Annotated in this window: 23 protein-coding genes and 1 rRNA gene; 18 read left to right on the forward strand and 6 right to left on the reverse strand. The window is 54.5% G+C overall.

Features of this window, described 5'->3' with window-relative positions:
* The first annotated feature begins 147 nt into the window (after positions 1–147).
* The 6 genes from ABE504_RS32135 to ABE504_RS32160 all read left to right on the forward strand — a co-directional run bounded on the left by ABE504_RS32135 (position 148) and on the right by ABE504_RS32160 (position 7,945).
* Positions 148–1,944: a cache domain-containing sensor histidine kinase gene (locus ABE504_RS32135; RefSeq protein ID WP_430096702.1), complete on the forward strand. Its 1,797-nt coding sequence runs from the start codon at positions 148–150 to the stop codon at positions 1,942–1,944.
* Positions 1,941–3,605, forward strand: coding sequence for a response regulator transcription factor (locus tag ABE504_RS32140; protein WP_430096704.1), 1,665 nt, complete (start codon positions 1,941–1,943; stop codon positions 3,603–3,605). Before ABE504_RS32135 ends, ABE504_RS32140 begins: the two co-directional genes overlap by 4 nt.
* Before the next feature lie 131 nt (positions 3,606–3,736).
* Positions 3,737–5,080 carry an extracellular solute-binding protein gene (locus ABE504_RS32145; protein ID WP_430096706.1) on the forward strand — a complete coding sequence of 448 codons (1,344 nt, stop codon included), beginning with the start codon at positions 3,737–3,739 and terminating at the stop codon, positions 5,078–5,080.
* A gap of 93 nt (positions 5,081–5,173) precedes the next feature.
* Positions 5,174–6,049: a carbohydrate ABC transporter permease gene (locus tag ABE504_RS32150; protein WP_430096708.1), complete on the forward strand. Its 876-nt coding sequence runs from the start codon at positions 5,174–5,176 to the stop codon at positions 6,047–6,049.
* 51 nt (positions 6,050–6,100) lie between these two features.
* Positions 6,101–6,943, forward strand: coding sequence for a carbohydrate ABC transporter permease (locus tag ABE504_RS32155; RefSeq protein ID WP_430096746.1), 843 nt, complete (start codon positions 6,101–6,103; stop codon positions 6,941–6,943).
* Positions 6,944–7,168: 225 nt separating this feature from the next.
* Complete coding sequence (locus ABE504_RS32160) at positions 7,169–7,945, forward strand: TetR/AcrR family transcriptional regulator (protein WP_430096710.1); 777 nt, start codon at positions 7,169–7,171, stop codon at positions 7,943–7,945.
* Positions 7,946–8,087: 142 nt separating this feature from the next.
* Here the strand turns inward: ABE504_RS32160 and ABE504_RS32165 are convergent, their stop codons facing one another.
* Positions 8,088–9,632 carry an MFS transporter gene (locus ABE504_RS32165; protein ID WP_430096712.1) on the reverse strand — a complete coding sequence of 515 codons (1,545 nt, stop codon included), beginning with the start codon at positions 9,630–9,632 and terminating at the stop codon, positions 8,088–8,090.
* Between the two features lie 185 nt (positions 9,633–9,817).
* Between ABE504_RS32165 and ABE504_RS32170 the strand changes: the two genes are divergently transcribed.
* Entirely contained in the window at positions 9,818–10,213 is a 396-nt protein-coding gene (locus tag ABE504_RS32170) for an iron chaperone (protein ID WP_430096714.1), read from the forward strand.
* A 68-nt stretch (positions 10,214–10,281) separates the two neighbouring features.
* Here the strand turns inward: ABE504_RS32170 and ABE504_RS32175 are convergent, their stop codons facing one another.
* Both ABE504_RS32175 and ABE504_RS32180 read right to left on the reverse strand, forming a co-directional pair.
* Positions 10,282–11,130: an SDR family oxidoreductase gene (locus ABE504_RS32175; RefSeq protein WP_430096716.1), complete on the reverse strand. Its 849-nt coding sequence runs from the start codon at positions 11,128–11,130 to the stop codon at positions 10,282–10,284.
* A 581-nt stretch (positions 11,131–11,711) separates the two neighbouring features.
* On the reverse strand, positions 11,712–12,509 hold the full coding sequence (locus tag ABE504_RS32180) for an HAD family hydrolase (RefSeq protein ID WP_430096718.1): 798 nt from the start codon (positions 12,507–12,509) through the stop codon (positions 11,712–11,714).
* Between the two features lie 119 nt (positions 12,510–12,628).
* Here ABE504_RS32180 and ABE504_RS32185 point away from each other — a divergent pair, with 119 nt between their 5' ends.
* From ABE504_RS32185 to ABE504_RS32210, 6 genes are all read left to right on the forward strand, one after another.
* Entirely contained in the window at positions 12,629–13,297 is a 669-nt protein-coding gene (locus ABE504_RS32185; RefSeq protein ID WP_430096720.1) for a DNA alkylation repair protein, read from the forward strand.
* Positions 13,298–13,405: 108 nt separating this feature from the next.
* Positions 13,406–14,416, forward strand: a complete 1,011-nt coding sequence (locus ABE504_RS32190) for an ABC transporter substrate-binding protein (RefSeq protein WP_430096722.1) — start codon at positions 13,406–13,408, stop codon at positions 14,414–14,416.
* Between the two features lie 22 nt (positions 14,417–14,438).
* Complete coding sequence (locus tag ABE504_RS32195) at positions 14,439–15,479, forward strand: FecCD family ABC transporter permease (protein WP_430096724.1); 1,041 nt, start codon at positions 14,439–14,441, stop codon at positions 15,477–15,479.
* The gene (locus ABE504_RS32200; protein ID WP_430096726.1) at positions 15,479–16,507 is read left to right on the forward strand and encodes a FecCD family ABC transporter permease; all 1,029 of its coding nucleotides are present in this window, start codon (positions 15,479–15,481) and stop codon (positions 16,505–16,507) included. The genes ABE504_RS32195 and ABE504_RS32200 overlap by 1 nt, the downstream gene beginning before the upstream one ends.
* Before the next feature lie 188 nt (positions 16,508–16,695).
* The gene (gene add, locus ABE504_RS32205; RefSeq protein ID WP_430096728.1) at positions 16,696–17,733 is read left to right on the forward strand and encodes an adenosine deaminase; all 1,038 of its coding nucleotides are present in this window, start codon (positions 16,696–16,698) and stop codon (positions 17,731–17,733) included.
* 816 nt (positions 17,734–18,549) lie between these two features.
* On the forward strand, positions 18,550–19,299 hold the full coding sequence (locus ABE504_RS32210) for a (S)-benzoin forming benzil reductase (protein ID WP_430096730.1): 750 nt from the start codon (positions 18,550–18,552) through the stop codon (positions 19,297–19,299).
* A gap of 59 nt (positions 19,300–19,358) precedes the next feature.
* Here the strand turns inward: ABE504_RS32210 and mscL are convergent, their stop codons facing one another.
* Together mscL and hisC are read right to left on the reverse strand one after the other, a co-directional pair.
* Positions 19,359–19,817: a large conductance mechanosensitive channel protein MscL gene (gene mscL / locus ABE504_RS32215; protein ID WP_430096732.1), complete on the reverse strand. Its 459-nt coding sequence runs from the start codon at positions 19,815–19,817 to the stop codon at positions 19,359–19,361.
* 65 nt (positions 19,818–19,882) lie between these two features.
* A complete protein-coding gene (hisC, locus tag ABE504_RS32220; RefSeq protein ID WP_430096734.1) occupies positions 19,883–21,022 on the reverse strand; it encodes a histidinol-phosphate transaminase in 1,140 nt (379 codons plus the stop codon).
* A gap of 159 nt (positions 21,023–21,181) precedes the next feature.
* Here hisC and ABE504_RS32225 point away from each other — a divergent pair, with 159 nt between their 5' ends.
* Complete coding sequence (locus tag ABE504_RS32225) at positions 21,182–23,872, forward strand: ATP-binding protein (RefSeq protein ID WP_430096736.1); 2,691 nt, start codon at positions 21,182–21,184, stop codon at positions 23,870–23,872.
* Between the two features lie 50 nt (positions 23,873–23,922).
* On the opposite strand, the gene ABE504_RS32230 is transcribed toward ABE504_RS32225, so the two are convergent.
* Complete coding sequence (locus ABE504_RS32230; protein WP_430096738.1) at positions 23,923–24,198, reverse strand: hypothetical protein; 276 nt, start codon at positions 24,196–24,198, stop codon at positions 23,923–23,925.
* A 171-nt stretch (positions 24,199–24,369) separates the two neighbouring features.
* On the opposite strand from ABE504_RS32230, the gene ABE504_RS32235 reads away from it, so the two are divergent.
* From ABE504_RS32235 to ABE504_RS32250, 4 genes are all read left to right on the forward strand, one after another.
* The gene (locus ABE504_RS32235; protein WP_430096740.1) at positions 24,370–24,591 is read left to right on the forward strand and encodes a hypothetical protein; all 222 of its coding nucleotides are present in this window, start codon (positions 24,370–24,372) and stop codon (positions 24,589–24,591) included.
* 68 nt (positions 24,592–24,659) lie between these two features.
* Entirely contained in the window at positions 24,660–25,052 is a 393-nt protein-coding gene (locus tag ABE504_RS32240) for a VOC family protein (RefSeq protein WP_430096742.1), read from the forward strand.
* A gap of 70 nt (positions 25,053–25,122) precedes the next feature.
* A complete protein-coding gene (locus ABE504_RS32245) occupies positions 25,123–25,866 on the forward strand; it encodes a YwmB family TATA-box binding protein (protein ID WP_430096744.1) in 744 nt (247 codons plus the stop codon).
* A 399-nt stretch (positions 25,867–26,265) separates the two neighbouring features.
* Positions 26,266–26,459 (forward strand): 16S ribosomal RNA (locus tag ABE504_RS32250); the annotation flags it as partial.

Consider the following 26,459-nt stretch of genomic DNA (forward strand, 5'->3'; position numbering starts at 1 on the left):
CATCGTGATGATATTGAGCCCATACTAACACAAAGTTTTAAAAAATCAAACAAAAAGTTTGGTGTGCTGAAAAAAAGTATGATTTTCCATCTCCAATCGTGATAGTATGATACCAAGATCATCACACCGCATACGGAGGCAAAGAACATGAGGCGCTGGTTCACCAAATCGCTTAACCGCAAGCTCTCGCTGCTTATTTTATTCGCCGTCATCCTGCCGCTTGTTTCGCTCGGCTTCGTATCCTACGGCATCGCGACGTCCGTAACCGAGGATAAAGCCAAAAGTGCCGGCTTGACGACACTCAGACAGATTTCCGACAAGCTGAACTTCGTCATTCAAGACGTGGAGAATATGTCGATGTTTCTGATCGGGCAGAAGGATATTCAGAACTACCTCAGCAGTGAGGAAGGTGACGTCAACAGCTATTCGCTGATCGTGGGCACCTTATGGAACCTGTCCTCCTCCAAAAAATATATCGCCAATATCACGATCGCCCCTCGCAATAACAACCCGATGTTGAGCACAACGACGATTACGAAATCCGGTCTGACTCCGCTCATTCAGCAGTACGACAAGGCGATCCAATCCGCGCCCAAATGGTGGTCTCCGCTGTATGAGATTCAAACGACAGACGGTCCGAAAAAGGTGATCTCACTCGTGCGGCCGATCCGCGATTTCAGCACATTCAAGACGCTGGGCACGCTGTCGTTCTCTCTGGATCAAAAAGAACTAGCGAGCTATTTGACCACCGCAGGCTGGGAGACGAGCGGCTTTGTCGTCATGTTGGACAGCGAAAATCAGATCATCGCGGGCGGCGATCCGAGCTGGCAGATGCGGGACATCGCCGACGTGTTTCCCGGTATGAATCCGTTTTCAAGCGCCAGCGGCGTGTCCAACGTCCTGCAGGGCTTGACCCCGTACACCGTGCTGTACAATACCCTGCCGGGTATTGGGTGGAAGCTGGTCGGCTTAATTCCGACCGAGATTTACCAGAAACAGAACCGCTTCGTCCTCAACGTAACGGCGGTGACCGTCGTGATCGCGCTGCTTATTGCGATGGGGCTTGTCCTGTACTTCCTGCGCTGGGTCACGAACCCGCTAATGAAGCTGACGAAGTCGCTTAAAGACCTGAACCCCGACGAGGCGACGCCGACCATAGAGGTCAAGAGCACCGACGAAATCGGGCTGCTCGTGCATAGCTACAACAAGCTGAGCGAGCGGATCGGCCGGCTCAAGGAGCAGGTGCAGCTGAATGAAGCGATGAAGAAGGAGGCGGATATTTTGGCGCTGCAGGCGCAGATTAATCCGCATTTCCTTTACAACACGCTGTCCTCGATTCACTGGATCGCGCTCATGAACCAGGACCGGCAGATTGCTGAAATGGTTGGCGCACTCAGTGACTTCCTGCGCTTCTCCCTTAACAAAGGAGAGGAGTTCTGCCTCGTGCAGCAGGAGGTCGCCCATGCGCAGAACTACGCCTACATCCAGGCGATTCGCTTTCCCGACCAGTTCGAGATCGAGTTTTTCTTCGATCCGGAGCTGCTTCAATTACCGATGCTTAAGTTGCTGCTTCAACCTTTGATTGAGAACAGCATGATCCATGGCATCCAGAAGAAAAAAGCAAAAGGCCACATCTATGTCCACGGCGAACTGCGCGAGTCGGAAATGAAGTTCGTCGTCGAGGACACCGGCATCGGCATGGACGAGCTCAAGCTGCGCGAGATTCAGGCTGTACTGACGGCGGCAAGCCAAGAGCTGGGCCTGCGGAACGCGGCTGACCGGGAAGCGGTGCGCACCGTAACCAGCTACGGTCTCGTCAACGTCCATCGGCGCTTGCTGCTGCATTATGGACAGCAGTCCGGCCTCACGGTCGACAGCACACAAGGCGCAGGTACGCGTATTGCGTTCACGATTCCTTACGAAAGGGGCGAACAAACGACATGAGACTGCTTATTGTAGACGATGAAGTAATTATCCGCAGAGGATTGTGCACGGTAATAGATTGGAAGGAACTGGGGCTCGAACTGCTGCCAGCCGCCGAGTCGGCGGAAGAAGCGTTGGAGCGCATCCTGGCGGAGAAGCCGCATATCGTGCTGACCGACATTCGGATGCCGGGCATGGACGGGATTCAGCTGGCGGCGGAGATTAAAAAGCTGCTGCCCGATACGGAGGTCGTTATCCTGACGGGCTATGACGATTTCAGCTACGCGCAGCAAGCGCTGCGCGGCGGCGTGACGGACTATCTCCTCAAGACGAGCCGTCCGGAGGAGATTATGAAAGCTGCGCTTAAGGCGAAGATGAATATCCTGGACAAATGGGCCACGGTAAAACAGGATCACTTGCAGCAGGCTGCGCTGCGTCGGCAGCTCCTCGAACGGGTGCTGGAGCGTGGCTTGCAGGACGACGAGACGGCGAGGGCGCAGCTGTACGCCTGGCTCGTCCGCAACGGCGTAGAGTCCGCCGCGGCCGTAAACTCGCCCGCAGCCCCGCCGACCGGTCGCGCTGCTTCCATCGGCACGCCATCCGCCCACGCGCCGTCGGCAAGCGCCGCCGTCACGCCGCCGTCGCCCGCTGCACCCAGCTTCGCTGCGCCGAAGCAGGTCCTGCTCGTCGCCCTCAGCGGCTGGGGCGACCCGCCGATCGCCGACCTGCTGATCGGCGCGGGCGAGAACATCCTGCACGAGCTGCTGCCGTGCATCACGCTTCAGACGAAGGACTACGTCCTGCTCGTCCTTCGCATTCAACCCGGCCTGACCGACCAGGCCGGGCTGACCAAGGCGCTGAAGCGCGTGACGGAGACGCTGAAATGCTCCGCATTTGCAGCGCTCGGCACGCCCGCGCACAGCGAGGAAGAATTACGCGACTCGTACAAGGCCGCGCAGGAGGTGTTTGCGTTTCAAGGCCTGCTGCCCCAGCAGGGCCTTTACACGCCGGAGGACATCGCCGCGCGCAGCGGCAGCCGCACGGTGTGCACGGAGAAGGAAGAGAAGGAGCTCGCCGCCATTCTCATGAGCGACAATGCCACGGAGCTGCGGCACTGGGTGAACCAGAAGGTGCGCGCGCAGCTCGAAGATGCGTCGGCGACGCCGCTGTCGGTGCAGGGCTACCTGCAATCGATGGTCATCAGCGGCTACCGCTGGCTGGAGCGGGCGAGCAGCACCCAAAGCGACCTGACGCCGCCGCCCCTGCCGACGTTCGAGGGCGACGGCAAGCCGGAGGAAGATGTATTTAAGGCGCTGTCCGCGGTGATGACGCGGTTCCATCAAGGGGTTGAGCAGGGGCGGTACGCGTATATTCATAAAGCGATTGCGTACATTCGGGAGAATCTGCATCTCCCGATTTCCCTCCAGCAGGTGGCGGGGTACGTGCACGTGAATCCGAACCATTTTAGCGAGGTGTTCAAAAGGGAAACAGGCTGCACCTACCTCGAATTTGTCACGCGGGAGCGCATGAACCGGGCCATCGAGATCGTGTCCGAAACGCAGACGAAGGTAGCGGACGTGGCCAAGAGCGTGGGCTATGAGGACATCAAATATTTTACCCAGCAGTTCAAAAAGCACACCGGACAAACCCCGTCGGAATTCCGGCAAATGCGGAAAGACTGAGAAATGACCCCCTTCGCGCCGAAGTCTCTCCCGTACCCCCTCGGGCGGATGTCCCCTATACTGAACATGTAGCAAGCAGCAAGGAACCTTACAGGGGAATCGGGCAGGCAACTTACGAGGAGGTCGAATTTATGAAAAAATCATGGATCGTAACGATGGCGGCGGCTTTATCGCTGTCACTGTTGGCAGGCTGTGGATCGAACGGGACAACCGAAGGGACTGTACAGAGCGAAGCGCCGAAAACGGACGCCAGCAAACCAGCGGAGAAAGTCAAGCTCTCGATCTGGCACAACTACACCGGCGAAGATCTTCGGGCGAAAACGATGCGCGACTATATGGAAAAGTTTAAGAAAGATCATCCGAACGTCGAGCTGGACATTCAAGCGATTCCACCGGACGGCTACCGTCCGCGTCTCAAAACCGTCGCTGCGGCGAACGAAATGCCGGATTTGTTTGTGATGTGGCCTGGCGTCATGACGAAGGAATTTGTCGGGGGCGACCTGATTCAACCGATCAACGAGCTGCTGGACAGCAAGCCGGATTGGAAGAAGGGCTTCATGCCAGGTTCCTTTGACGATTTCACCCTAGACGGCAAAACATACAGCGCTCCAATGGCCTTATCGCCAACCTCGATCCTCTACTATAATAAAGAAATTTTTGCAAAGAACGGCGTACAGCCGCCAAAGACATGGGACGATCTCATGAAGCTGGTGGATACGTTCAAAAAGGCGAACGTTACGCCGATCGCGCTCGGCAATAAAGCGGCGTGGGTGGCGCAGTCCTCGATTATCTCCTCTTTGGCCGATCGGGTGACGGGCACGCAGTGGTTCCTGAACGCGGTGGATCAAAAAGGCGCCAAATTCACGGACCCGGAATTCGTCCAAGCCCTGACGTACCTGCAGCAGCTCGGCAAAGCCGGCGCTTTCCAGGACGGCTTCAATGCCATCGACAATACGCAAATGGAACAAATGTTCGCTCAGGGCAAAGCAGCCATGATGATCGACGGCGGCTGGGCGCTGACGAACCTCGCGGCTTCCGCTTCCAAGGAAGCGCTGGCGAATATGGCGGTGACGGTGCTGCCTTCCGTGCCGAACGGCAAGGGCGATCCGAACACACTGTCCGGCGTCGTGGGCACAGGGCTTGGCATGAGCAAGAACGTGACGGGCGCGAAGAAGCAGGCGGCATATGAACTGATCTACGCGCTGTCCGGTCCGGAAGCGCAGAAAGCGATTTTGGAAAGCAATCAGCTTGTTTCTTACAATGTGAACTTGGATACGTCCAAGGTGACCTCGATCTTTGCGGAAGTGTATAAGCTGATGAGCAGTGTGAAAATGACGCCGGTTTACGACGGCAAATTGACCTCTGCGACTGCGGATGTGGTGAACAACGGCCTGCAAGAGCTGCTCATGGGCGGCAAGCCGGAAGACATCGCGAAGAGGATTCAAGATGCGCATGTGAAGGCTTCCGGCCAATAGCATCGAGAGTAGCATCGGTTGTACCAAGTCTCCAGCTTCAGCTCCGGCAGGGCTGGGGACTTTTTTCCAACAAGCATGAGAGGGAGGAGCGTCATGAGCGTATCCGCACGGTTGAGAGGATTCATTACCCTAGGGCTCCTGCCCGCCTTGGTCGTTTACTTGATTTTCGTCATCGTGCCGATTTTTTGGTCGGCGTATTATGGTTTTTTTGATTGGAAAGGGATAGGCGCGGCCAAGTTCATCGGCTTCGACAACTATCTGGAGGTCGTGAAGGACCCGATTTTCTGGAAAGCTTTTAAAAACAACATGTACATCGTTGCCGCCTCGGTCTTCGGGCAAGTGCCGATCGCCCTGGTACTGGCGCTGCTGCTGACCCGCAGCACACTGTTTCAACGCGTGATCCGCGCGTCCGTCTTTATGCCGATGGTGCTGTCATCCGTCGTTGTCGGGATTATTTGGGGGTATATTTATCATCCGCAGATCGGGATTTTGAATTTTTTGCTGGATGGCGTTGGACTTGATAGCTGGAAAAAAGCTTGGCTCTCCGATCCGAAAGTATCGATGTTCGCCCTCATGGTGCCGATCATCTGGAATTATATTGGTCCGTATATGATTATGTTCATCGCGGCGTTGCAAAATATTTCGCCTGAAATCGAAGACGCCGCGCAGCTCGACGGGGTGGGATCGGCGCGCAAGCTGTTCGCTGTCACCTTGCCGATGATCTGGGATACGGTGAAGGTGGCGGTCGTGCTCTGTATCTCGGGCAGCCTCAAAGCGTTCGACCTGATTTATATCATGACCGGCGGCGGCCCGGCGCATTCGACCGAATTGCTCGCTTCCTATATGTATAACTCCACATTCAATGTATACCGCTTTGGCTTCGGCAGCGCGATCTCGACGGCGATCATTATTTTGAGCCTGATCCTGATTGTCGGCAGCCAGTATGTAATGAAGCGGGATTATCGATAAACTTGTCAGGGAGGGATCGGCATGGCGCAGGCCGTAGCGATATCGGCGGGTATGCCCGCAGGAGCTTCAAAACGCAAAAGGTGGGGGCGCGGCGTTGTTAATGCAGGACTGTCGCTGTATGCGCTGGTCACCGTCTATCCGTTAATCTGGTTATTTATTAGTGCTGTTAAATCTAATGAAGAATTTTACTCGAGGCCGTTTCTGCTGCCTACGGTATGGAAGTGGGACAATCTCGTCCGGGCTTGGAAAGTGTCGGGGATGGGGCTTTCGCTGTGGAACTCAACGGTCGTCACGGTCCTTTCGCTCGTGTTGACCCTTGTGCTCGGTGCGTTGGCGGCCTTTGTGCTGGCTCGGTTCGAATTCAAGCTGAAGGGGTTCATGATGGGCTTGTTTCTGCTCGGGATGCTCATTCCGATTCACAGCACCCTCGTGCCGCTCTTTATTATGATGAAAAAAATAGGCTTGCTCAACTCCTATGGCGCGTTGGTTCTTCCGTATACGGCGTTTGAGCTGCCGTTAGCGATCTTTGTGGTGGCGGCGTACCTCATCTCCATTCCAAAAGAAATCGAGGAAGCCGCCCTGATCGACGGCACCGGCTATTGGGGCATCTTCTTCCGCATGATGATGCCGCTCAGCGTTCCGGCGCTGTCCACCGTCGCCATTCTCGGCTTCCTGCGGTTCTGGAACGACTTCGCCTTCGCGCTCGTCTTCATCAGCAAGCCGTCGCTCAAAACCGTGCCCCTCAGCCTGTCGTCCTTCGCCACCGGCTACATGACTGACTACGAGCTAACCATGGCCGCACTGGCCATCGCCGTGCTCCCGACGATCATCGTGTTCCTGCTGTTCCAGGAACAGATTATGAAGGGCATGACAGCGGGGGCGGTGAAGGGGTAGGCGTTAGTGAGATTTCGCACCCCGACCAGTACGCAGCATCATCGACTAACGGCTGTCCAAACCCAAACCCCTCCCAACAGCAGGCTCCAATAACGGAGTTTGGCTGTATGAGAGGGGTTTTTGTGCGCCTCCTTATCCTTTTCGTATCTTGCTCAATTATGATATACTGTTTATGATGTATACATTTTGTGTAAGGCAGATTCAGACGACCAGGGGGTAACTCGAATGAGCGATCAAGACATAACGCGGGAAGAGGCGGCGGAGATGCTGCCGGCGGGAGCGGCGCTAAGCTGGGGCTTCGTGAAGTCGCCGCAGCGCGGGCCCAAGCGAGAGATGAGCATTGATCTCATCGTGAAAAAAGCGATGGACATCGCCGATGCGGATGGCATCGCGGCGGTTTCGATGAATCGAGTAGCGTCAGAGCTCGGCTTCACCGCCATGTCGCTCTACCGCTACATTCCGAGTAAAAACGACCTGCTCATGCTCATGCAGGACGCGGCCTGCGACATTGTGATGCCGCCGGAGAGACCTCCGCATGAGTGGCGGGAGGGCTTGCGCGAGTATGTGATGGGGACGATCGATGTTTTTCGCAAGCATCCGTGGTATGCGGACATCCCGATCTTCGGGATTCCCATCGCGCCTAATAATTTGCGCATCGTGGACTGGGCGCTTCGGCCTTTGCGGGACATGCCGCTGAACGACTTTGAGAAGATGTCCATCGTTCTTCTGCTGAGCGGCTATGCCCGTTCCTGCGGGATGCTTCAGAGAGACATCGACAGCGCGATTCAGGAGGGCTCGAGCGAGCAGGAATTCAGCGGAATCAATTATTCGGCGGCGCTTCGCGTTCTAGTTCAACCGGAGCAATTCCCGAATCTGCACCCGCTCATCATGTCCGGCGCCTACACCGGTGAGAATGAGGAAGAGAACACCGTTGGGAGCGATCTGGACTTCGGTCTGGAGCGGATTTTGGACGGTGTTGAACATTATTTGAAGCGGGCGTGACCGGTACTGAACGCACAAAAAAAGCCTGGCGATCTAAATTCGCCAGGCTTTTTTTTAACATGTCAGAAAGTATATCCTCGAAGCAGCTCCATGTCATCAGTAAACGCTATCGTCCTCGAAAGGACGGCGAAGCCGTTTATCTTTATGCCGCGACGTCAACGACGGCTTTTTTGTCGCGGAGCAGCACGAGCGTGACCGCCGTAGCTAGTAAGAGGATGACGGCGGAGACGAGGCAGGTGACGTGCATCGCGGTCATGAACGCCTCGCGGGAAGCGTCCATCACCTGTGATGCGGCCTCCGCAGGCAAATGGCTGGCGGCGGCCGAAGCGCCGGCAATGGTTTGCCCAGCCGAGAGAGCCGTTTCCGGCGCGAGCGTCGAAGGCAGGTGAGGCGAGACGGCATGGCGGTAGACGGCAGCAAGAACGCAGCCAAGCAGGGCGATACCGAATGCGCCGCCGAGTTCGCTGGACGTCTCGATCAGGCCTCCGACGGCACCTGCGCGATCGGCCGGGGCGACACCCACGACATAATCGGTGACGAGGGTCATGACGGAGACGATGCCCGCTGCGACCAATCCGGCTCCGACGAGGATTCCGACAAGCGGCGAGAAGCCTTCCAGACGAACTTGGGTCAGTATGCCGAATCCAATCGCCGCCAAGAGGAAGCCTCCGGCCATGATGCGCGGCCGTCCCTGGGTTTGCGACAGCTTAGCCGCGAGCGGCGCCGCTGCCCCGACGGCAATCGAAGGGAGCACGCTCCAGAGGGACGCGACAAACGGCGAATAACCGAGCACGGACTGGAGAAATTGCGTATTCATGAGGGCGCTCGCCATCAACGCGAACGTTGCGATAAAGTTGACGAGAATCGAGCCGCCGGTACGCCGCTCCAGCAGCGCACGAATATCGAGCAGCGGATTTTGGATCGTTAGCTGGCGGCGTACGAAGACGATGCCGATGAGTAGACCGGCTGCGAGCAGTGTGGCGGGAGTCAGCGCCCAGCCATGCTCAGCGAGTGTCTTGACGCCATAAGTAACCGGAAGAATTGCGGCGAGAGCAAGGATCGAGCTGTATACATCGACCGGGCTCCGTTCGGCGCTGCGGGATTCGGGCAGGAGAAACGGTGCAATCACCAGCAGCAGCGCCATCGCCGGGATATTAATGAGGAACACGGAGCCCCAAGAGAAATGGTCAAGCAGCAGACCGCCGATAATCGGCCCGACGGTGACACCGCTGGCCATGACGGCGCTCCAGATCGATAAGGCTTTCGTCCGCTGCGCCGGATTTTGGAACATCGTGCGAACGAGCGCAATCGTCGACGGCATGAGGGTGGAGCCGGCAACCCCGAGAATGCCGCGGGCGAGAATCAGCGTTCCGGCCGAATGGGCGTAAGCCGCGAACAAGGAACTCAGGGCGAATCCGACGGAACCGATCATAAGCAGTCTGCGGCGTCCGATACGGTCGCCGACGGCGCCCATCGTTAGCAGCAGGCCGGCGAGGATGAAGCCGTAAATGTCGAAGATCCACAATTGTTCAGTGGCGGTTGGCAGCAAATCTGTAGCAATGGCCGGTGCGGCGAAAAACAAGACAGAGACATCCATCGAGACGACCATCAGCGGGAGACACAAGATGCAAAGGGCGATCCATTCTTTGCGGCCGGCCAATGGAGCCGCGTTAGCGGTTTTATTCATTTGAAATCCTCTCCTTCGTTACTGTTTATTGTATAAACTGTATTTGTTGAAATTAGTATATTACATAAACAGTATATGGTCAACACAAAAATAAAGAAGCTTGTCTACGCTGCCCAAGCTCTTTCTATTTCAGCTGGAATCGAGTACGATTTGGGTACATGCGTTACGCAAAGGAGGAGTTTGCCGTGGATTCAACGAAAGCCGCTTATGAAACGGTCGAGGCTTACATTGCGGGCCAGACGCCGGAGGTGCAGGAGATTTTGAATCAGATTCGTGCCGTCGTGAAGGAAGAAGCGCCGCAGGCTGCGGAAAAGATCAGCTATGGCATGCCCGGCTACGCGCTGCACGGCGCGCTCGTGTACTTCGCGGCGTTCAAGAAGCACATTGGCTTTTATCCGACGGGCAAGGGGATGGAGGCATTCATGGAAGAATTGGCGCCGCACTACAAAGTCTCCAAAGGCACGATTCAATTCCCGCTCGGGCAGCCGATTCCGTATGAGCTGATCCGCCGTATCGTGAAATTCCGCGTGCAGGAAAATCTCGAGCTGGCCGAGCTCAAATCAGCGCAAACGAAAAAATAAGCCTCCCGCAGCCGGGAAGGCTTACTTCAAAGTCATGACAACGCGCGCTGCTTGAGGCTGCGGCGGGTTCACTTCCCTTTGCGCGTCAGCTCGCTCAGGGCATCCCACTGCGAATCGGTCACCTCGCGCAGTTCATTAAACTGGCCGGCGCCTTGCAGCCACTCGCCGCCGTCTATCGTAACCACTTCGCCGTTAATGAACCCGGCGAAGTCCGAGATCAGATAAGCGGCGAGGTTCGCCAGCTCATCTTTACTGCCGACGCGCCCTAGTGGCACGCGGCCCACGAGCTGCTCCGCCAGCTCGGGTGTCGGCGCGAGCCGGCTCCACGCGCCGTCCGTCGGAAACAGCCCCGGCGCGATCGCGACCTGCCGGATGCCGTACCGGGCCCACTCCACCGCGAGGGAGCGGGTCAAGGCCAGCACGCCGGCTTTCGCGGCGGCGGACGGCACCACATAGGCGGATCCGGTCGAGGCGTAGGAGGTCACGATGTTCAGCATCGTGCCGCCTGCGCCTTCGTCGATCCACCGTTTCCCCAGCTCCAGCGTAGTGTAGAACGTCCCGTGGAGCACAATATTCAACACCGCGTCCACCGCGCGCGGGGACAGCCGCTCCGTCGGCGAGGCAAAATTGCCCGCCGCGTTGTTGACCAGCACGTCAACGCGCCCGAAGCGGGTGTAGACGGCGTCAAACATCGCCGCGACCTGCTGCGGGTCGCGCACATCGCACGGCGCGTAGAACACCTCGCCGCCGCCCGCGCTCATCTCGGCTGCCGCCGCAGCCAGCACGTCCTCGCGCCGCGAGGTGATGGCGAGCTTCGCGCCGAGGGCGAGAAAGCGTTCGCCCATCGCACGGCCGAGCCCCGTGCCGCCGCCGGTGATGAGAATGATTTTATCCTGGAGCAAAGTCTCCTGAAACATCGCCGCACACTCCCATTCGCTTAATCAAATTCGCCTCGTGAATCAGTCATGGGCTTACTGTTCAATCGTATGAAACAAGCAGGGGGCTAAATGCAAACCCGCTAAAATGTATACGCTTTCAAAAATATTATACGCGGATGGTTAATCCCGTACAAGGTGAACTACCCCGGAAATACCTCGGTGGCGAGCAGTCGCCCAGGCTATTTTCATCGTTTGTGGTACCGAGCAGGGAGTGATGAGCTGCTTAGGCGCTTGTCCAAGAGGTGGAAGGGGGGAGTTTGATTCCTACAGACAGGAATTTCCCTCAATCCTCACTCGAATTCATTACATTCCTGCGAATCGGCAGGCATATTTGGCGAGAATCCTCTTTTTGAACGGAATCCACGGAAAAAACTGCCTTTTCGCAGCAATCGGGCTAGAAACGATCTTTCCCCCTGAAAATTCCTGCCTTACTGCAGGAATTCGTGCGCCCGCCGCTTTCCACGCCATCCCGCTAGGTATCTGAACACTCGACTCATCAAAGGAGTCAGCCGCCCCCAACATGCCAAAAAGCCGGACAGCTCCACTGCCCGGCCCCTCAACTACACCAGTACGAACGTCTCCAGCACATGCCGCACGCCGTCGTCGTTGTTGCTCTTTGTCACATAATTCGCCAGCGCCTTCAGCTCCGGCAGCGCATTGTCCATCGCTACGCCAAGGCCGGCAACCTCCAGCATTTCCCGGTCGTTCCACGCATCGCCAAGGGCGATGACTTGCTCCAGTGTGCAGCCGATATGCTCGGCCAGGAAGGTGATCGCATGGCCTTTGGTACCTTCTTTGTGCATGAATTCCAAATAATGCGGCTTGGACTTCGTAATGTGGAGCTGGTCACCGAGAATCGGCAGCAGCTCTTCGCGGATCTGATCGCAGACGGCCGGCTCGTCGATAATGAGCATTTTCGGCTGCGGAATGTCGATCCATTGGCGCAAATCGCCGACGATATAAGGCGTTTTCGTCAGGTGTACATATTTTTTCACCTTGTCGTTATCCTCGCCTGCATAAAGCTCATCGCCATGGTAAAGCTGGAGGTGAAGCCCGCGCTGTTCACAGTAATCGAGCAAATAACGGGCGCAGTCGACAGGCACGGTACGTTCGTAAATGACTTCTTCGTCGATCAAATTTTTAATGAGCGCGCCCTGGTACGTAATGATCGGCACATTGAGTCCGATTTGGTTGGCGATTTTGGCGGCCGAAGGGAAGCTTCGTCCTGTCGCAATCGTGACAGTTACGCCCTTGGCAACCGCTTGGTGCATAGCAGCGATCGTCGCCTCAGAAATCGTCAAATCATCGCGCAGCAACGTATCGTCCAGGTCTGCAGCAACTAGCTTATATGTCGTCATGTTGTTCTCTCCGATCCTAATATCTACTATAAAAATGCTGCTATAAGCATACCCCAACTGCCAAGGAATTGCTACAATGAGAGTCATAGAAAAGAAGTGAATACGAGGAGGAACCGGCGATGTCAACCGCATATGTCCAGCAATTGGAAAAGATGCTTAGAGCGCACAGCGACCAAGAAAACGCCCGAAAAATGGAGGCGTACATGAAGAATCAGTTTCCTTTTCTGGGCATCCGCAATCCGCAGCGCACTGAACTGACCAAGCAGTTTACGAAAGCGCATGGTTTGCCGAAAGGGGAGGAGGCGGTCCAGGCGGCGCAGGCGCTGTGGCAGCTTCCCGAACGCGAATTTGCGTACACGGCGATCCTCATGCTGATGCAAGTGCGGAAGACGGCGGAGGCGGCGCACATCGATACGCTCGAGACGTACATCGTCACCAAGTCCTGGTGGGATACAGTCGATACCATCGCCGATCATCTGATTGGTTACCATTTGCAGCGCTATCCCGAGCTCATTCCCGATTATGTCGAGAAGTGGCTGATCTCCGGCAACATGTGGCTGCAGCGGACGGCGATTTTATTTCAGCTCAAATATAAAAAGAAAACCGACACGGCGCAGCTGTTTGCTGTAATCAGTCGCCTTGCGGACTCGAAAGAATTCTTCATCCGCAAAGCGATCGGCTGGGCGCTGCGCGAATATGCCAAGACCGATGCGGAGGCGGTGGGGGCGTTCGTTGCACAGACGGAGCTGTCACCGCTTAGCGTACGCGAGGCACTGAAGCATATATAATAGAAGGAAAGATTATCCCATTCCGATTTTCAGTCAAATTAGTTGACATTGAGAATCATTTTCATTATGATAGACCGTATTATAATGAAAATATCGGGAGGGTTTTCCTTGTCTACACCCAACAAGAAATCGACTAAACTTACATTCACCGTGCTTTCTATCTGTGCGGCAGCCCTTCTGGCGACAGCGTGCGGCAGCGACAAAAACGCAGCCAGCACGACATCCCCGTCCGCAGCAGCTTCTACGGCACCTGCGGCGACTGCAGCGGCAACGCAAGCTCCTGCTGCCCAGCGCACGCTGAAAGACGCGATGGGGCACGACGTGAAAGTGCCTGCGAATCCGAAAACGGTCATTGCTTCCTATTTAGAAGATCCGCTGCTCACCCTTGGCGTTAAGCCGGCTGTGCAGTGGTCGGTAAAAGGAGGGTCGGTGCAGGATTATCTGCAAACGCAGTTGAATGGCGTTCCGATCATTCCTAGCGATTTGCCAGTAGAGTCCGTACTGAAGGCGGCTCCGGATTTCATGATCGTGGGCAGCGAGTCCCAAGTGGAAAAAGGGTTGTACGACCAGTATTCCAAAATTGTACCTACCTACGTGCTTGGCACGGAAACAACAGGTGACTTCCGCAAAACACTGCTGAAAATGGGTGAGCTGCTGAACAAAACTGACGTAGCGAACAAGGCGCTTGCGGATTACGATCAGAAAGCCAAGGATACCAAAGCGAAGCTTGCTTCCACTATCGGCGATAAAAAGGTTGCCATCCTTTGGTTAACGAACAAAAACTTTTATGTCGTTAATGGTAAAGTGGCGAGCGGCGCGGTTGTGTACGGCGATCTTGGCCTCCAAATGCCGAACATTCTGGCAGTGCTGCCGGATGCCAAGGCGAACTGGGTGCCGATTTCGCTCGAGAAGCTGGCTCAGCTTGATGCGGATTACATTTTCCTCGTGAACAGCGATAAAGGACAAGCGGGCAACCTGGAAGATCCTTTGTGGAAAAATATTCCGGCAGTTAAATCTAATCGTGTCTATGACATGGATAAGCAAAGCTCATGGTTGTATAACGGTGTCATTGCCGGCACGCGAGTGATGGACGATATTCTTAAGGTTTCTGTTAAATAATATTTGGGGGAGCGAGCTAGACATGGGTTCCGAGATCAAAGCTTCACCTCAAGTACCCGCGATGACATCGCGCCCTTGGACAGCGTCCGGCATGATTATCGGCGGATTGATGCTGCTGTTCATTTCCCTCATCGCTTCGATCTCTGTCGGAGCGGCGGATATTTCTTTTAAGGAAGTGTGGCAGGCGATCTTCCATTATAATGCCGAGGTTACGGAGCATCTCATTATTTGGCAGCTTCGACTGCCGCGTGCAGTAGCCGGCGTGCTGGTCGGTGCGGCTTTCGCCGTGGCCGGTGCGATTATGCAAGGCGTTACACGCAACCCCCTATCGGACCCAGGGATTCTGGGCATTAACGCAGGAGCAGGCCTTATGCTTGCCCTGTGTTTTGCCGTTTTTCCAGGGCTGCCGTTCCACTACGTGATTCTGCTTTCATTTATTGGGGCGGCGGTTGCGACGGGGTTGGTTTATGGGATTACCGCCATGGTGAGGGGTGGCGTAACGCCAGTTCGCATCGTGCTTGCCGGCTCTGCGGTTAGCGCGCTGCTGGTTGCTTTGAGCGAAGGCATCGCCATTACGTTTCGTGTTGGGCAGGATATTGCCTTCTGGTTCGCCGGGGGGATCGCGGGTACCAAATGGATGCAAATCGAGATCATGGGCCCGTGGGTTGCAGGAGCGGTGTTAGGCGCATTGTTGATTTCGCCCTGGATTACGGTGCTGAGCATGGGCGAGGATGTTGCCATAGGTTTGGGGCTGCGGACGGGGCGCGTCAAATTCATCGCTTTCACGTTAGTCCTTATTCTGGCGGGAGCCGCTGTATCCACGGTTGGACCGATTGCTTTTATCGGGCTCATCGTGCCGCATATCGTTCGTTTTTTGGTGGGGGTCGATTACCGCTGGATCATTCCAACGTCGGCTGTATTCGGCGGCCTGCTCGTTGTGGTGGCCGACATGGCCGCACGCATGGTCAACCCGCCGTTTGAGACGCCGATCGGATCGATCATCGCGCTCATCGGCGTGCCGTTCTTCCTCTATCTTGCACGCAGAAAGAGAGGGAGATCGTAATGAAAGCAACAGGCATCTCGACGCAAGCAAGAACGACGCGGGCTGTCACTGTCATGTCCATACTGGCTATCGTGATCGCACTTATTTTTATCTGGAGTATGAACACAGGTGTTATCCGGCTCAGTCCGGGGGACATGCTGCGGACGCTGTTCGGCGGCGGGACGGATAAGCAGCATCTCATTTTATTTGAATTTCGTCTTCCGCGTATCGTCATTTCTATTCTTGTGGGGGCGGGCCTTGCGGTGTCGGGGACGATTCTGCAGGGAGTTTCTCGCAACGCGCTGGCCGATCCGGGGATTCTGGGGATTAACGCAGGCGCAGGATTAGCCGTGATTTTGACGGTTTCCTTCTATAAAAATAATCTCGCAGGCCCACTGTTCCTCATGCCGATCATCGCAATGGCCGGAGCGGGGCTTGCGGCGATTCTGATTTACAGCATGTCCTATGTTCGAGGGGAAGGCATCTCCTCCTCCAGGCTTATACTTGTGGGCATCGGTGTATCGGCGGGCATCGCCGCCTTGATGGTCGTGCTCAGCATCAGGCTGGACCCGAACGATTTTCAGTTCGTATCCATTTGGCTGGCCGGCAGCATCTGGGGAACCAACTGGAAGTTCGTGCTGGCGCTGCTTCCGTGGCTGATTATTCTGCTTCCTTATGTGATGTATAAGGCGAATGTGCTTAACGTACTTAATCTTGGCGAAAATACATCGCTAGGACTGGGCGTCGCGCTCGAGCGCGAGCGCAGATGGCTGCTCGCAGCAGCTGTGGCGCTGGCTGGCGCTTGCGTGGCCGTCGGCGGCGGCATCGGCTTTGTCGGGCTCATCGGCCCGCACTTGGCGAGACGCCTTGTCGGACCGAAGCATCAGTACTTGCTGCCCGCGTCTGCGCTGACCGGAGGCTTGATTCTGATTCTTGCCGACACCTTGGCACGATGGGTGTTTCAGCCGACGGAAATTCCGACGGGGCTTGTTGCGGCGGTCATCGGGGCGCCGTACTTTCTATATTTATTGGCGCGCGCTAGAAATTAGTGCGTGGCTTGGACCAATCCGTGGCAGGGCGGTGAGCTTGCTGCGGATTTTTTGTTTTTCGTAAAAGTGAGGTTGATGTTATTTAATGTGACGCATATATTAGTATCATAATTGTGTGTTATATATATTGACATATTCATCACACTCATATAAAGTAATTGAAAATTCACAAGATCGGAGTGGCTCCTATGCGTACACATGACCTGTTAATGAAATTGCCGAAAGTGGATTTGCACCTGCACTTGGATGGAAGTGTGAGGCCAGAGACGATTGTGGCGCTTGCGCGGGAGCAAGGCATTCCATTGCCTGCGTATGAGACCCAGACGCTGATTCCATACATGCGGGTCACGGAGCATTGCGGCAGCCTTATTGAATATTTGGAGAAATTTCACTTTACGACGCGTTTCCTGCAAACCGGAGCGGCGCTGGAGCGGGTTGCGTACGAAGTCGTCGAGCAATCCGTGGAACATAACTGCCGGTATGTGGAGGTGCGTTTTGCGCCGCAGCTTCATCGACGCCAAGGATTGTCGATCGAAGAGACATTTCACTATGTCATCATGGGGCTGCGGCGTGCGCAGCATGATTACGGCACCCGATTCGGCGTTATCGCCATCTGCATGCGCAATCATTCCTGCGCCAGCAATATGGAAGTGATTGAGGCGGCTGCACTGTATGCTGGCAAGGGGGTCGTCGCCGTCGATTTGGCAGGAGATGAGGCGACGTATCCGCCGGAGTTTTTCCGCGAGGTATTCGCGAAATCCCATACACACGGCATTCCCGTTACCATTCACGCGGGCGAGGCGGGCGGAGCAGTGAACGTGCAGGAAGCCGTCACATGGCTAGGCGCTACACGTATTGGCCACGGCGTCCGCCTGCGCGAGAACGAAGACATCCTGCGGATGGTGAAAGACCGACGGATTCCGCTGGAAATGTGCCCGATCTCCAACATCCAAACCAAAGCCGTCGCTTCCTGGGACGCCTACCCGATTCGGGAGTACATGGACCAAGGGTTGATCGTGACCGTCAACACCGATAATCCCAGCGTGTCGGGCACGAACATCACCAACGAGTACAGAGCGCTCGCAGACAACTTCGGCTTCTCGCCGCCGGAACTGGCACAACTCATCATGAACGGCGTGGAAGCCGCCTTTATGCCCAAGTCCGACAAAGCGCAATTCCGCAACGAGATGAAAGCGGAACTGAGCAGCCTGGGCGTCTATAATTGAAGTAAGAAGCCTCGAATACCACGGGCTTGAAGTACCCTGCAGTGGGCTGATGCCGCTGGAATTACCTTCGGCGCTGTGGGATTCGAGGCTTTTGTGCTAGAGGAACGCAGAGCCGCTATTTAAGCCCAAGCACCCCTTTAGGACTGGGGAGGGGAACGAGAGGATGTTATTTGTGCCATTTTTCCCCGTTCCGGTGGTTTGGAGCCCGAATAGCGCCTCCTCGTTCCGCATCTCGCGTTTAAACGCAAAAAAACGCATAATAGTGTCTTTTCGATCCTCTAATGTTTGCGGGGAGAAGCGGCATAGCACTTCGCGTTCCAAGGGGCTCGAGCAGTAATCGCTTCGATAGGCTTGCGTGTCCATTAGCCTCCAGTGCCTGCAATGCCGCAGGTGTGAACGCTAGATCATCCTGCTGCTTGCCACCTGATTGGCCAGATGGTTCAGCAACTCTCCGATGCCTGCGATTATGCAGTTTTTTTCGAGTAAGCGTCCAGTTTGAGGGGGATGCCTGCAAATAGGCAAATAGGCAGGTTTTTAGCGGCATTTTCTCGTTTTTGGATGAAAGTACCATTAATACCTGCCGAATCGCAGGCATTTTCTTGAAATTGTGGAGTGTGGAGTGAAATTACTGCTTTTTTGCAGGTTTAGGAATGGTTCGGAGGAGGGGCTTCAAAGGCTATGGCTAACTTGTAAAGCTAGTGGTGGTTGGAGTGAACGCATCTTTTGAAATGGCTGTTCAGCAACTTGACATTCTGAGCGATGGGAATAGTATGTAAATACCGAATAAAAGACCATCACAAGGAGGCCTCAACGATCATGGACGTCTACATTATCACTGGCGGCACGCGCGGCATCGGCGCTGCGCTCGCGACGCAGCTCCTGCAAGAAGGCGCTGCGGTGCATTGCATCGCCCGCAGCGAAAGCGAGCTCCTGCGCCAAACGGCGCAAAGCGCGAAAGGTGAACTCACCTTTCACGCTTACGACCTGGCGCAGACCGAAGGCATCGATTCGCTCATGGCGCGAATCATCGCCCCCCTCGCCAGCGTGACCTCGATCACGCTGATCAACAACGCGGGCACGCTCGCGCCGATGAAGCCGCTCGGCGCCGCAAGCCCGCAGGACCTGCAGCGCAGCCTGCAGGTCAACCTCATCGCGCCCGCGCTGCTGACGAACAGCTTCATCCGGCTCACGCAGGCGTGGCCGGTCCTGAAGCGGGTCGTCGGCATCTCCTCGGGCGCGGGCCGCAAGCCCTACCCCGGCTGGGGTGCCTACTGCACCGCCAAAGCCGGGCTGGACATGCTGACGCGCTGCGCGAGCGTCGAGCAGGCGAACCAGCCACACCCGGTGCACGTCATCTCCGTAGCACCGGGTGTGGTCGACACGGACATGCAGCAGGAGATTCGCGCTGCATCCCAAACGGACTTCCCGGAGGTAGGCCGGTTCGTCGCTTTGAAGGAGCAGGGCGAGCTGCGCACGCCTGCGGATACCGCCGCGCAGCTGCTTCGCCTGCTGCATGCAAATGCCTTCGAGTCCGGCGAGATCGCCGACCTCCGGACCAAAGCTTAGCGGGCTGCCAGCAGCCGCGCCCGCTAACGAAAAAAAAGCCCCACAAAGGGCTTTTTTGCCTACTGAATCCCGCCGCTCGCTGTCCCGGTCGCCAGCTCCGACGTACAGAACTTGCAGCGCGTCGCCTGAATCGGAATTTCCGAGACGCAGTGCGGACACGTCTTGGTCGTCACTTCCTTCGGCGCTTCCTTTTTACGGAATCGGTGCAGTTGACGCACGACCATGAAGATGACGAAGGCCACGATGAGGAAATCGAGGAATACGGTAAGGAATTGACCGTAGTTAAATGTTGGTGCGCTAGCCTCAGCGGCTTGCGCTAGCGTATCGTAATGTTCACCGTTCAAGGAAATGAACAAGTCATTAAACTTCACTTTGCCAACAACCAACCCGACAAGCGGCATCACCAAATCACTCACAATCGACGTGATGACTTTCCCGAAGGCACCGCCGATGATAACCCCGACAGCGAGATCGATCATATTTCCTTTAAAAGCAAAATCTCTAAATTCCTTTAACATAACCTACCTCCACCTGCACGTAATTTGGTAGCATTGTACCATAATTCATAGAGTCGGACAATCGACTAGATTGACGTGCTCGGCTGTGCGAGGGAGGCTAGAATGGCAGTCAGCTCCTGAATGAACAGGTCCTGTTCTTCGGCGGTTCCGATAGAGACGCGAATGTGATTCGGCAAATGCCAGCTTCCCGCGTAGCGAACGATGATGCCGCGCTGCATCAGGCGATCGTAGATCGTTTTAGCATCGGGACCAAGCTCTACCAGCACAAAATTGCTCATGCTCGGCGTATATCCCAGTTTCAAAGCGTCCAATTGCGCATACAGCGTGTTGCGGCCTTGTTCGTTCAAAGTGCGCGTAGCTTCTACATGCGCCTCGTCGCCAATGGCAGCGGCAGCGGCTACTTGTGCCAGCATATTGACGTTAAACGGCTCTTTCACCTGGCGTATGCGGGCGATAATGCCCGGGTCTGCAAGGCCGTAACCGACACGAATGCCAGCCAGCCCATACAGCTTCGAGAAAGTTTGCAGCACGACAATTGGAAAGCCGCTGCGCACAAGCTCGATGCCATCGCAGTAGTCGTCCGCCGTCACAAAATGGCTGTACGCACCGTCATAAACCACGAGTACATGAGAGGGGAGGGAGGCAACGAGCCGGTGCAGCTCCTCTTTTTTCATATAAGTACCTGTCGGATTGTTAGGCGAGCAGAGATAAAGCAGCTTGGTGCGTTCCGTAACAGCGGCGAGCAAATCGTCCACATCATAGTTGAACCCCTCGCGAAGCGGAACGGGTACGACTTTGGCTCCCAACAGATTGCCGCCGAATTCATACTCGCTGAACGTCGGAGAAGGAACGATCACCTCATCATCCGCCTCCAAAAATGTTTCCGAAAGCAGCGTAATCAGCTCATCTCCGCCATTGGTTACCAGCACCTGTTCCGCCTCCAGCGCGTAGTGGCTTGCAATCGCTTTGCGAAGATGTACCGTGTCGGCATCCGGGTAGCGGTTGATCTCGGTCAGATAAGCTTGAATCGCCTCCAACGCCATAGGGGACGGGCCGATCGGGTTTTCATTCGAAGCCAGCTTCGTAACGCGCTCAATCCCTAACTCTTGCTGCACTTCCCAAATCGGCTTGCCCGGCGAATAAGGCTGCATGCGGGATAAAATACTTCTGGACGTAATATTGGAAATACCAGGGCCTTTCTTCATGTTACCAGCTCCTTTTATAAGGAAAGATGAATTTCTTTATCTAGATAATACATTAACTCGGTAAAGTAGTAAAGTTTAAAATAATCATACCCAGATACTGGGATTTTGAGTTATGATAATAAGAGGGGGACTGTACTGTGGTGAAAGGATGACAGCACGATGGGGAAAATGAGATTCGGCATTCGCGCCAAAATTATGATCGGCTACTTATTCATCATCATTTGTATCACCATTTCCTTCGTACTGGTCAATCGAGAATTAATGATCATGCAGAAGGATCGCAATTATGTCATTGAGCATGATTTTGCCATTAGTAATGAAACGAACCGTCTTGAGAAATACGTCATGGACATGGAAATCGGGCAAAGAGGCTACCTGCTTACGGGGGAATCCAATTACTTGGAGCCCTATAATTCTGCCGAGAGCCACTGGCGAGATGCCTACATGCGACTTCTAGAGCTCTCCTACGGAAACGCTGTTCAGCTTAATAATTTGGCGTCGATCAAATCTTCCATTGAAAATTGGCTTATACAGTCTGGCGGAGCTGCCATGATGCAGCTTCGGAAAGAGATTTCGAATACGAGCGCATTCAATGTTTCATTTTTTCAAGCGCACCAGGATATATTGGACATTCGCGCGCAGTTAGGGAGATTCCGTACGATGGAGATGGGGTACCTGACGTCGCGGACCAAGGAATTGGATGCTCAGAATCAGATGCTCACGCACTCGCTTTTTGCGATGCTCGGATTAGTGCTGCTCTTTTCCTTGATTGCGGCCGTGCTGGTCTCCGGTTCCATTGTCGGCACGCTTAAGCAGGTTACCCGGAGCATTATTAAGCTGACATCAATGAAAAGGGACCGCTCCAAACGCATTTATGTCCGCATGAACGATGAAGTCAAAGATTTGGCGGAGGCAACGAATGCGCTGCTCGAGAATCAGGAGGAAATCGAATGGCAGCAGCGAAAGTTGACCGAGCTTATTCGATTGCTGCAAGGCATCCCGGATTTGGAACAGTTAGCCGCGATGATTATTGGACAAGCCTATGATATGTTCGGGGCTTCGTACGGCGTATTTTATTTCAGAAGTACCGTGAATGGTAAGGATGTACTGATGAAGCTGGCGTCCTATGCCGACGTACCGGCGGGCGATGAGGTAGGCAAGCCTTATATCGCCGTTGGCGAAGGACTCGTAGGCCAGAGCGTTTTGGAAAAAAGGATGTTTCACCTCACCCACGTACCGGACGCTTATATTACGCTGTCGACCGGTTTGTGCGCGGCAAAGGCGCAAAGCGTGCTCATCGTACCTATTTTACATAACAATGAAGTGATTTCGATCATCGAACTTGCTTCGCTCGAACGCTTCACGTCCATGCAGCTTGAACTGCTGCACGATACGCTTGAAATGCTCGGCACCATTATTCATAGCGTGCAAACGCGCGTGGAACTCGAGCAGTTGCTCCAAGAATACCAGGTGATTACAGAGGAGCTCCGCACACAGCAAGAAGAGCTACATATTACGAATGAACAACTTGAGGAGCGGAACCGCTATGCGGACGAACGATCGAGAGAGCTTGAGCATATGCGAGCTTCTTTTGAAGAGTATGCGATCCAGTTGGAGCAGAGCTCCCGCTATAAATCCGAATTTTTGGCTAACATGTCGCATGAACTGCGTACCCCGCTGAACAGCGTGCTCATTTTATCCCAAATGCTGCACGAGAACGGGAATGGCTCCCTATCCAAGGAAGAGCAGGAGTACGCAAGAGTCATTCATTCCTCGGGCAACGATCTTTTGCATTTGATTAATGATATTTTAGATTTATCCAAAGTGGAGGCCGGCAAGCTTGACATTCATGTTGGCGAAATGAACCTCTTTACGCTCCCTGACATACTCCGCAGTCAGTTTGACAAAGTGGCGGAGCAGCGGAACCTTGATTTTACCATAGCGATTGATGCCGACGTGCCGGCCAGTTTTTATTCGGATGAGCAGAGAGTTAGTCAAATTGTCAAAAACCTGTTGTCCAATGCTTTCAAATTCACGCATGAGGGCGCGGTTCAGGTTGCGATCCGCAAGTGTTTGCCCGACGAGATGGACAGTGTTGTACCGACGGTTAAGCATAGCGGCCTCGCGATTGCCATTTCCGTTCAAGATACGGGGATTGGCATCTCGCCTGATAAGCAGCAGCTTATCTTCGAGCCTTTCACCCAGGCGGACGGTACGACGAATCGGAAGTACGGCGGCACGGGACTGGGCCTTTCGATCTCCCGCGAGCTTGCGCGTCTGCTTGGAGGCGCCATTGTGATGGAGAGCGAGGAAGGCAGAGGAAGTCGCTTCACCCTCTACGTACCTTCCATTCAGCATAAAATGGAGGAAATGAACCAAGCCTCCCTGGAGGCGGCGGCTTCCTCGGGTTCGACGATCAGCGGGTACTTGCTGCGCGATGCGTATAAGAAAGCGTCTGCCATCGAGGCGAAGAACAATTTCGCGGACCGCAAAGTGCTGGTTGTCGATGACGATGTGCGCAACGTCTACGCCTTGTGCAACGCATTTGAAAAAGAAGGCATACGGGTCAGCGTCGCACAGAACGGGCAGGAATGTATCGAACTGCTCCAGCAGGACCCGGATATTGAGCTCATCCTGATGGACATCATGATGCCGGTGATGGACGGCTACGAGGCGATTCGCCTCATTCGCAAGGACGAGCGCTACGCCGAGGTGCCGATTATCGCCCTGACAGCGAAAGCCATGAAGCAGGACCGGGAAATCTGCCTGCAGGCAGGCGCTTCCGACTACATCTCCAAACCGCTGAACCTCAGTCAGCTGTTCTCGCTCATGCGAGTGTGGCTGAGCTAATCAACCGCGCTAAGAAAAAAGACCTCTGACCTGCCAGTTATCCGGCGGAGTCAAAGGTCTTTTTTACCATAGATCTCAAAATGATAGATCGTATTTCGTGTCAATACGCGAAAGTCTACGCCTTCCTGGTCGATCGCTTGAACCCGCGTCGTTTTAATTGGGGAATCGACATGCACGGCTGTCAGCGTCATGGGCCGTCCGACCTCCGTCGGGCTGATTTCACGGAACGTCTGCCCCTGAATTTCATCAAAATTAAATCGCTCCGACTGGTGCTTGGGTGTAATCCCGTCCACCTCGTAAATTTGCAGAAGCTTTAACAATCTCACACCGATGCCTCCTGTCTGTTGTCGTCCATTTGTTCATTCGTCTTCTCTATTATACACCCTCCGAACTCCTGTTGCGAAGCTAGAAAAACCTAACATAAACCTAATAATGTCCTCACACTTTTCTAGCTTCCCGAATATACAATAGGCTTATCTGAATCGGGGGTGCTGTCAATGGTGCACACAAAAGTGCTGATTGCTGAAAAAGAAGTGCTGCTTTTCTTTGAAGCCATGTATCAGGAATACGCTCAGCGGGCGATCGATACGGTCAAAAGTCATCTAGCGAACGCTCAGGTGAAGGAGATTTTCGATAACTTGGGGTTAATCCATACAACGAACAAGGAAGTTACGCTGTACTCGTTGAACGGGGACATGGAAACGATTCTGATGGCCTAGTCGTACTGGCTCTTTCTCGCTCTTTTCGGTACAATGAGGAGGAAATTGAGTGAGGAGGTTCATGACATATGGCTGTAAAAAGATTGGAGCACGTCGGCGTGATGGTAGCGAACCTGGAGGCTTCTATCGCGTTCTATGAAAAAGTGATCGGCTTAACGCACAAAGGCACCCTCCTGCATGCGAACGGTGTGATTCGGCTCGGTTTTCTGGGCTTTGGCGCGCAGGGCGAAACCGAAGTGGAACTGATTGAAGGGTACAATTCGGGCTTGCCGCAAGAAGGCAAAGTGCATCACTTGGCTTTCACCGTGGATGATATTGAAGCGGAATATGCGCGGATCCAGGGCTTGTCTGTGGAGCAACTGGATGAAGAGATCGTGACGCTGCCGAACGGATCGCGGTACTTCTTTTTCAATGGCTTGGACGGCGAGCGTATTGAATTTTTCCAAACGACGCGAGGTTAGGTTTATATCAGCTCCAAACCGGGCATCCTTTTACTAGATTGATAGATTCTAGTTAAAGAGGTGCTTTTTTATGCGAGGTCAGGGTCGCTGGGTTCAAGCAATCATCATGGTTTTGATCGTCCTCCTCTCCTTTGGCTGGATTCGCCACGCCGAGGCGGAAACGGGACAAGATGCGCGCAAGCTGCTTGCCGCTGCCGGACCTTTTGTTAACAGCAATCATATAATTACGTTCAAATATACATCCTACTTCGGGTCTTGCGAGGGTACCGATGCCAATGTTCAAAAGGCAGGTGCAGTCTTGGCGAATGCGCTGGGCTTTCCGGGGGCGGCGGGCGGTGCTGACGCTTCGATCTATAGCAGTCGGATGACCATTGTGGCGAATGCCGAAGCTTCGCTCACTGTTGCAAGTCCTGAGGGTCAGCAAGCTTGCTATGCCGTGGTACGCCTGGATACCGCGGGCAGTGTGGACGAGTCGCAGTTGCTCGGTTGGCAGGAACAGATGGATGGCAAGCTGCAAGAACAAGGCGTTCGAGGCAATTGGAACGTGATGGTGCAAGGCTATGTCTCTTCTGAAAAGATGGCCGACAGCCCGGAGCGGCTGCTTGATGACATCGTCCTTGCTTGTGGCGGCAAGGTTGTCGAGAGCTACTCCGATGCGCATACGTTTAGCAGATCGATGGTTTCTGGAGCGTTCAAAGCTTCCGTGCAAAGCGGCGAGCATACTGTGAATGCGCAGGTCGCGCTTCATCAGGATTCGACCTCGGGCGAGTGGAGGGTCACCGTTGGGACGCCTCTCATTACAATGGAATACTGAGTAGAAAGGGCGCAGATGATGCGCCCTTTTGTATCAACATTCAAAAGAGTGGCAATTGTAGAACTTTTTCGAAGGGGTTGAAAATGCTGCTTGTCCGTGGTACATTAGTCAACGTTGTTCGGAAAGAACACGGCGCGAAGATGACGGTTTTGCTTTTGAGCAGCTTCGTGTGGTAAAATGAAATCCCTCAGAACCCGACATGAAGTGACAAAAAAACACTTGCAAGGACGCAGCGTTCTGTGGTAAATTAAATTTCGCTGTGCTGGTGATACTACAGCGAGCGAAAGACATTGATCTTTGAAAACTGAACAACGAGTGAGTAAGCAAATCGGTTGAGCAATCAACTGTAATGAGATTGAAAAATCTCGCTAGCAAGTCAATGAGCTATTCAGCTTTTCTTTTATGGAGAGTTTGATCCTGGCTCAGGACGAACGCTGGCGGCGTGCCTAATACATGCAAGTCGAGCGGTCCCTTCGGGGATAGCGGCGGACGGGTGAGTAACACGTAGGTAACCTGCCTTTGAGACTGGGATAACTATCGGAAACGATAGCTAAGACCGGATAGCTGGTTTTCTCGCATGAGAGAATCATGAA

Source organism: Paenibacillus oryzisoli (assembly GCF_050467285.1).
Classification (GTDB): Bacteria; Bacillota; Bacilli; order Paenibacillales; family NBRC-103111; genus Paenibacillus_E; species Paenibacillus_E oryzisoli_A.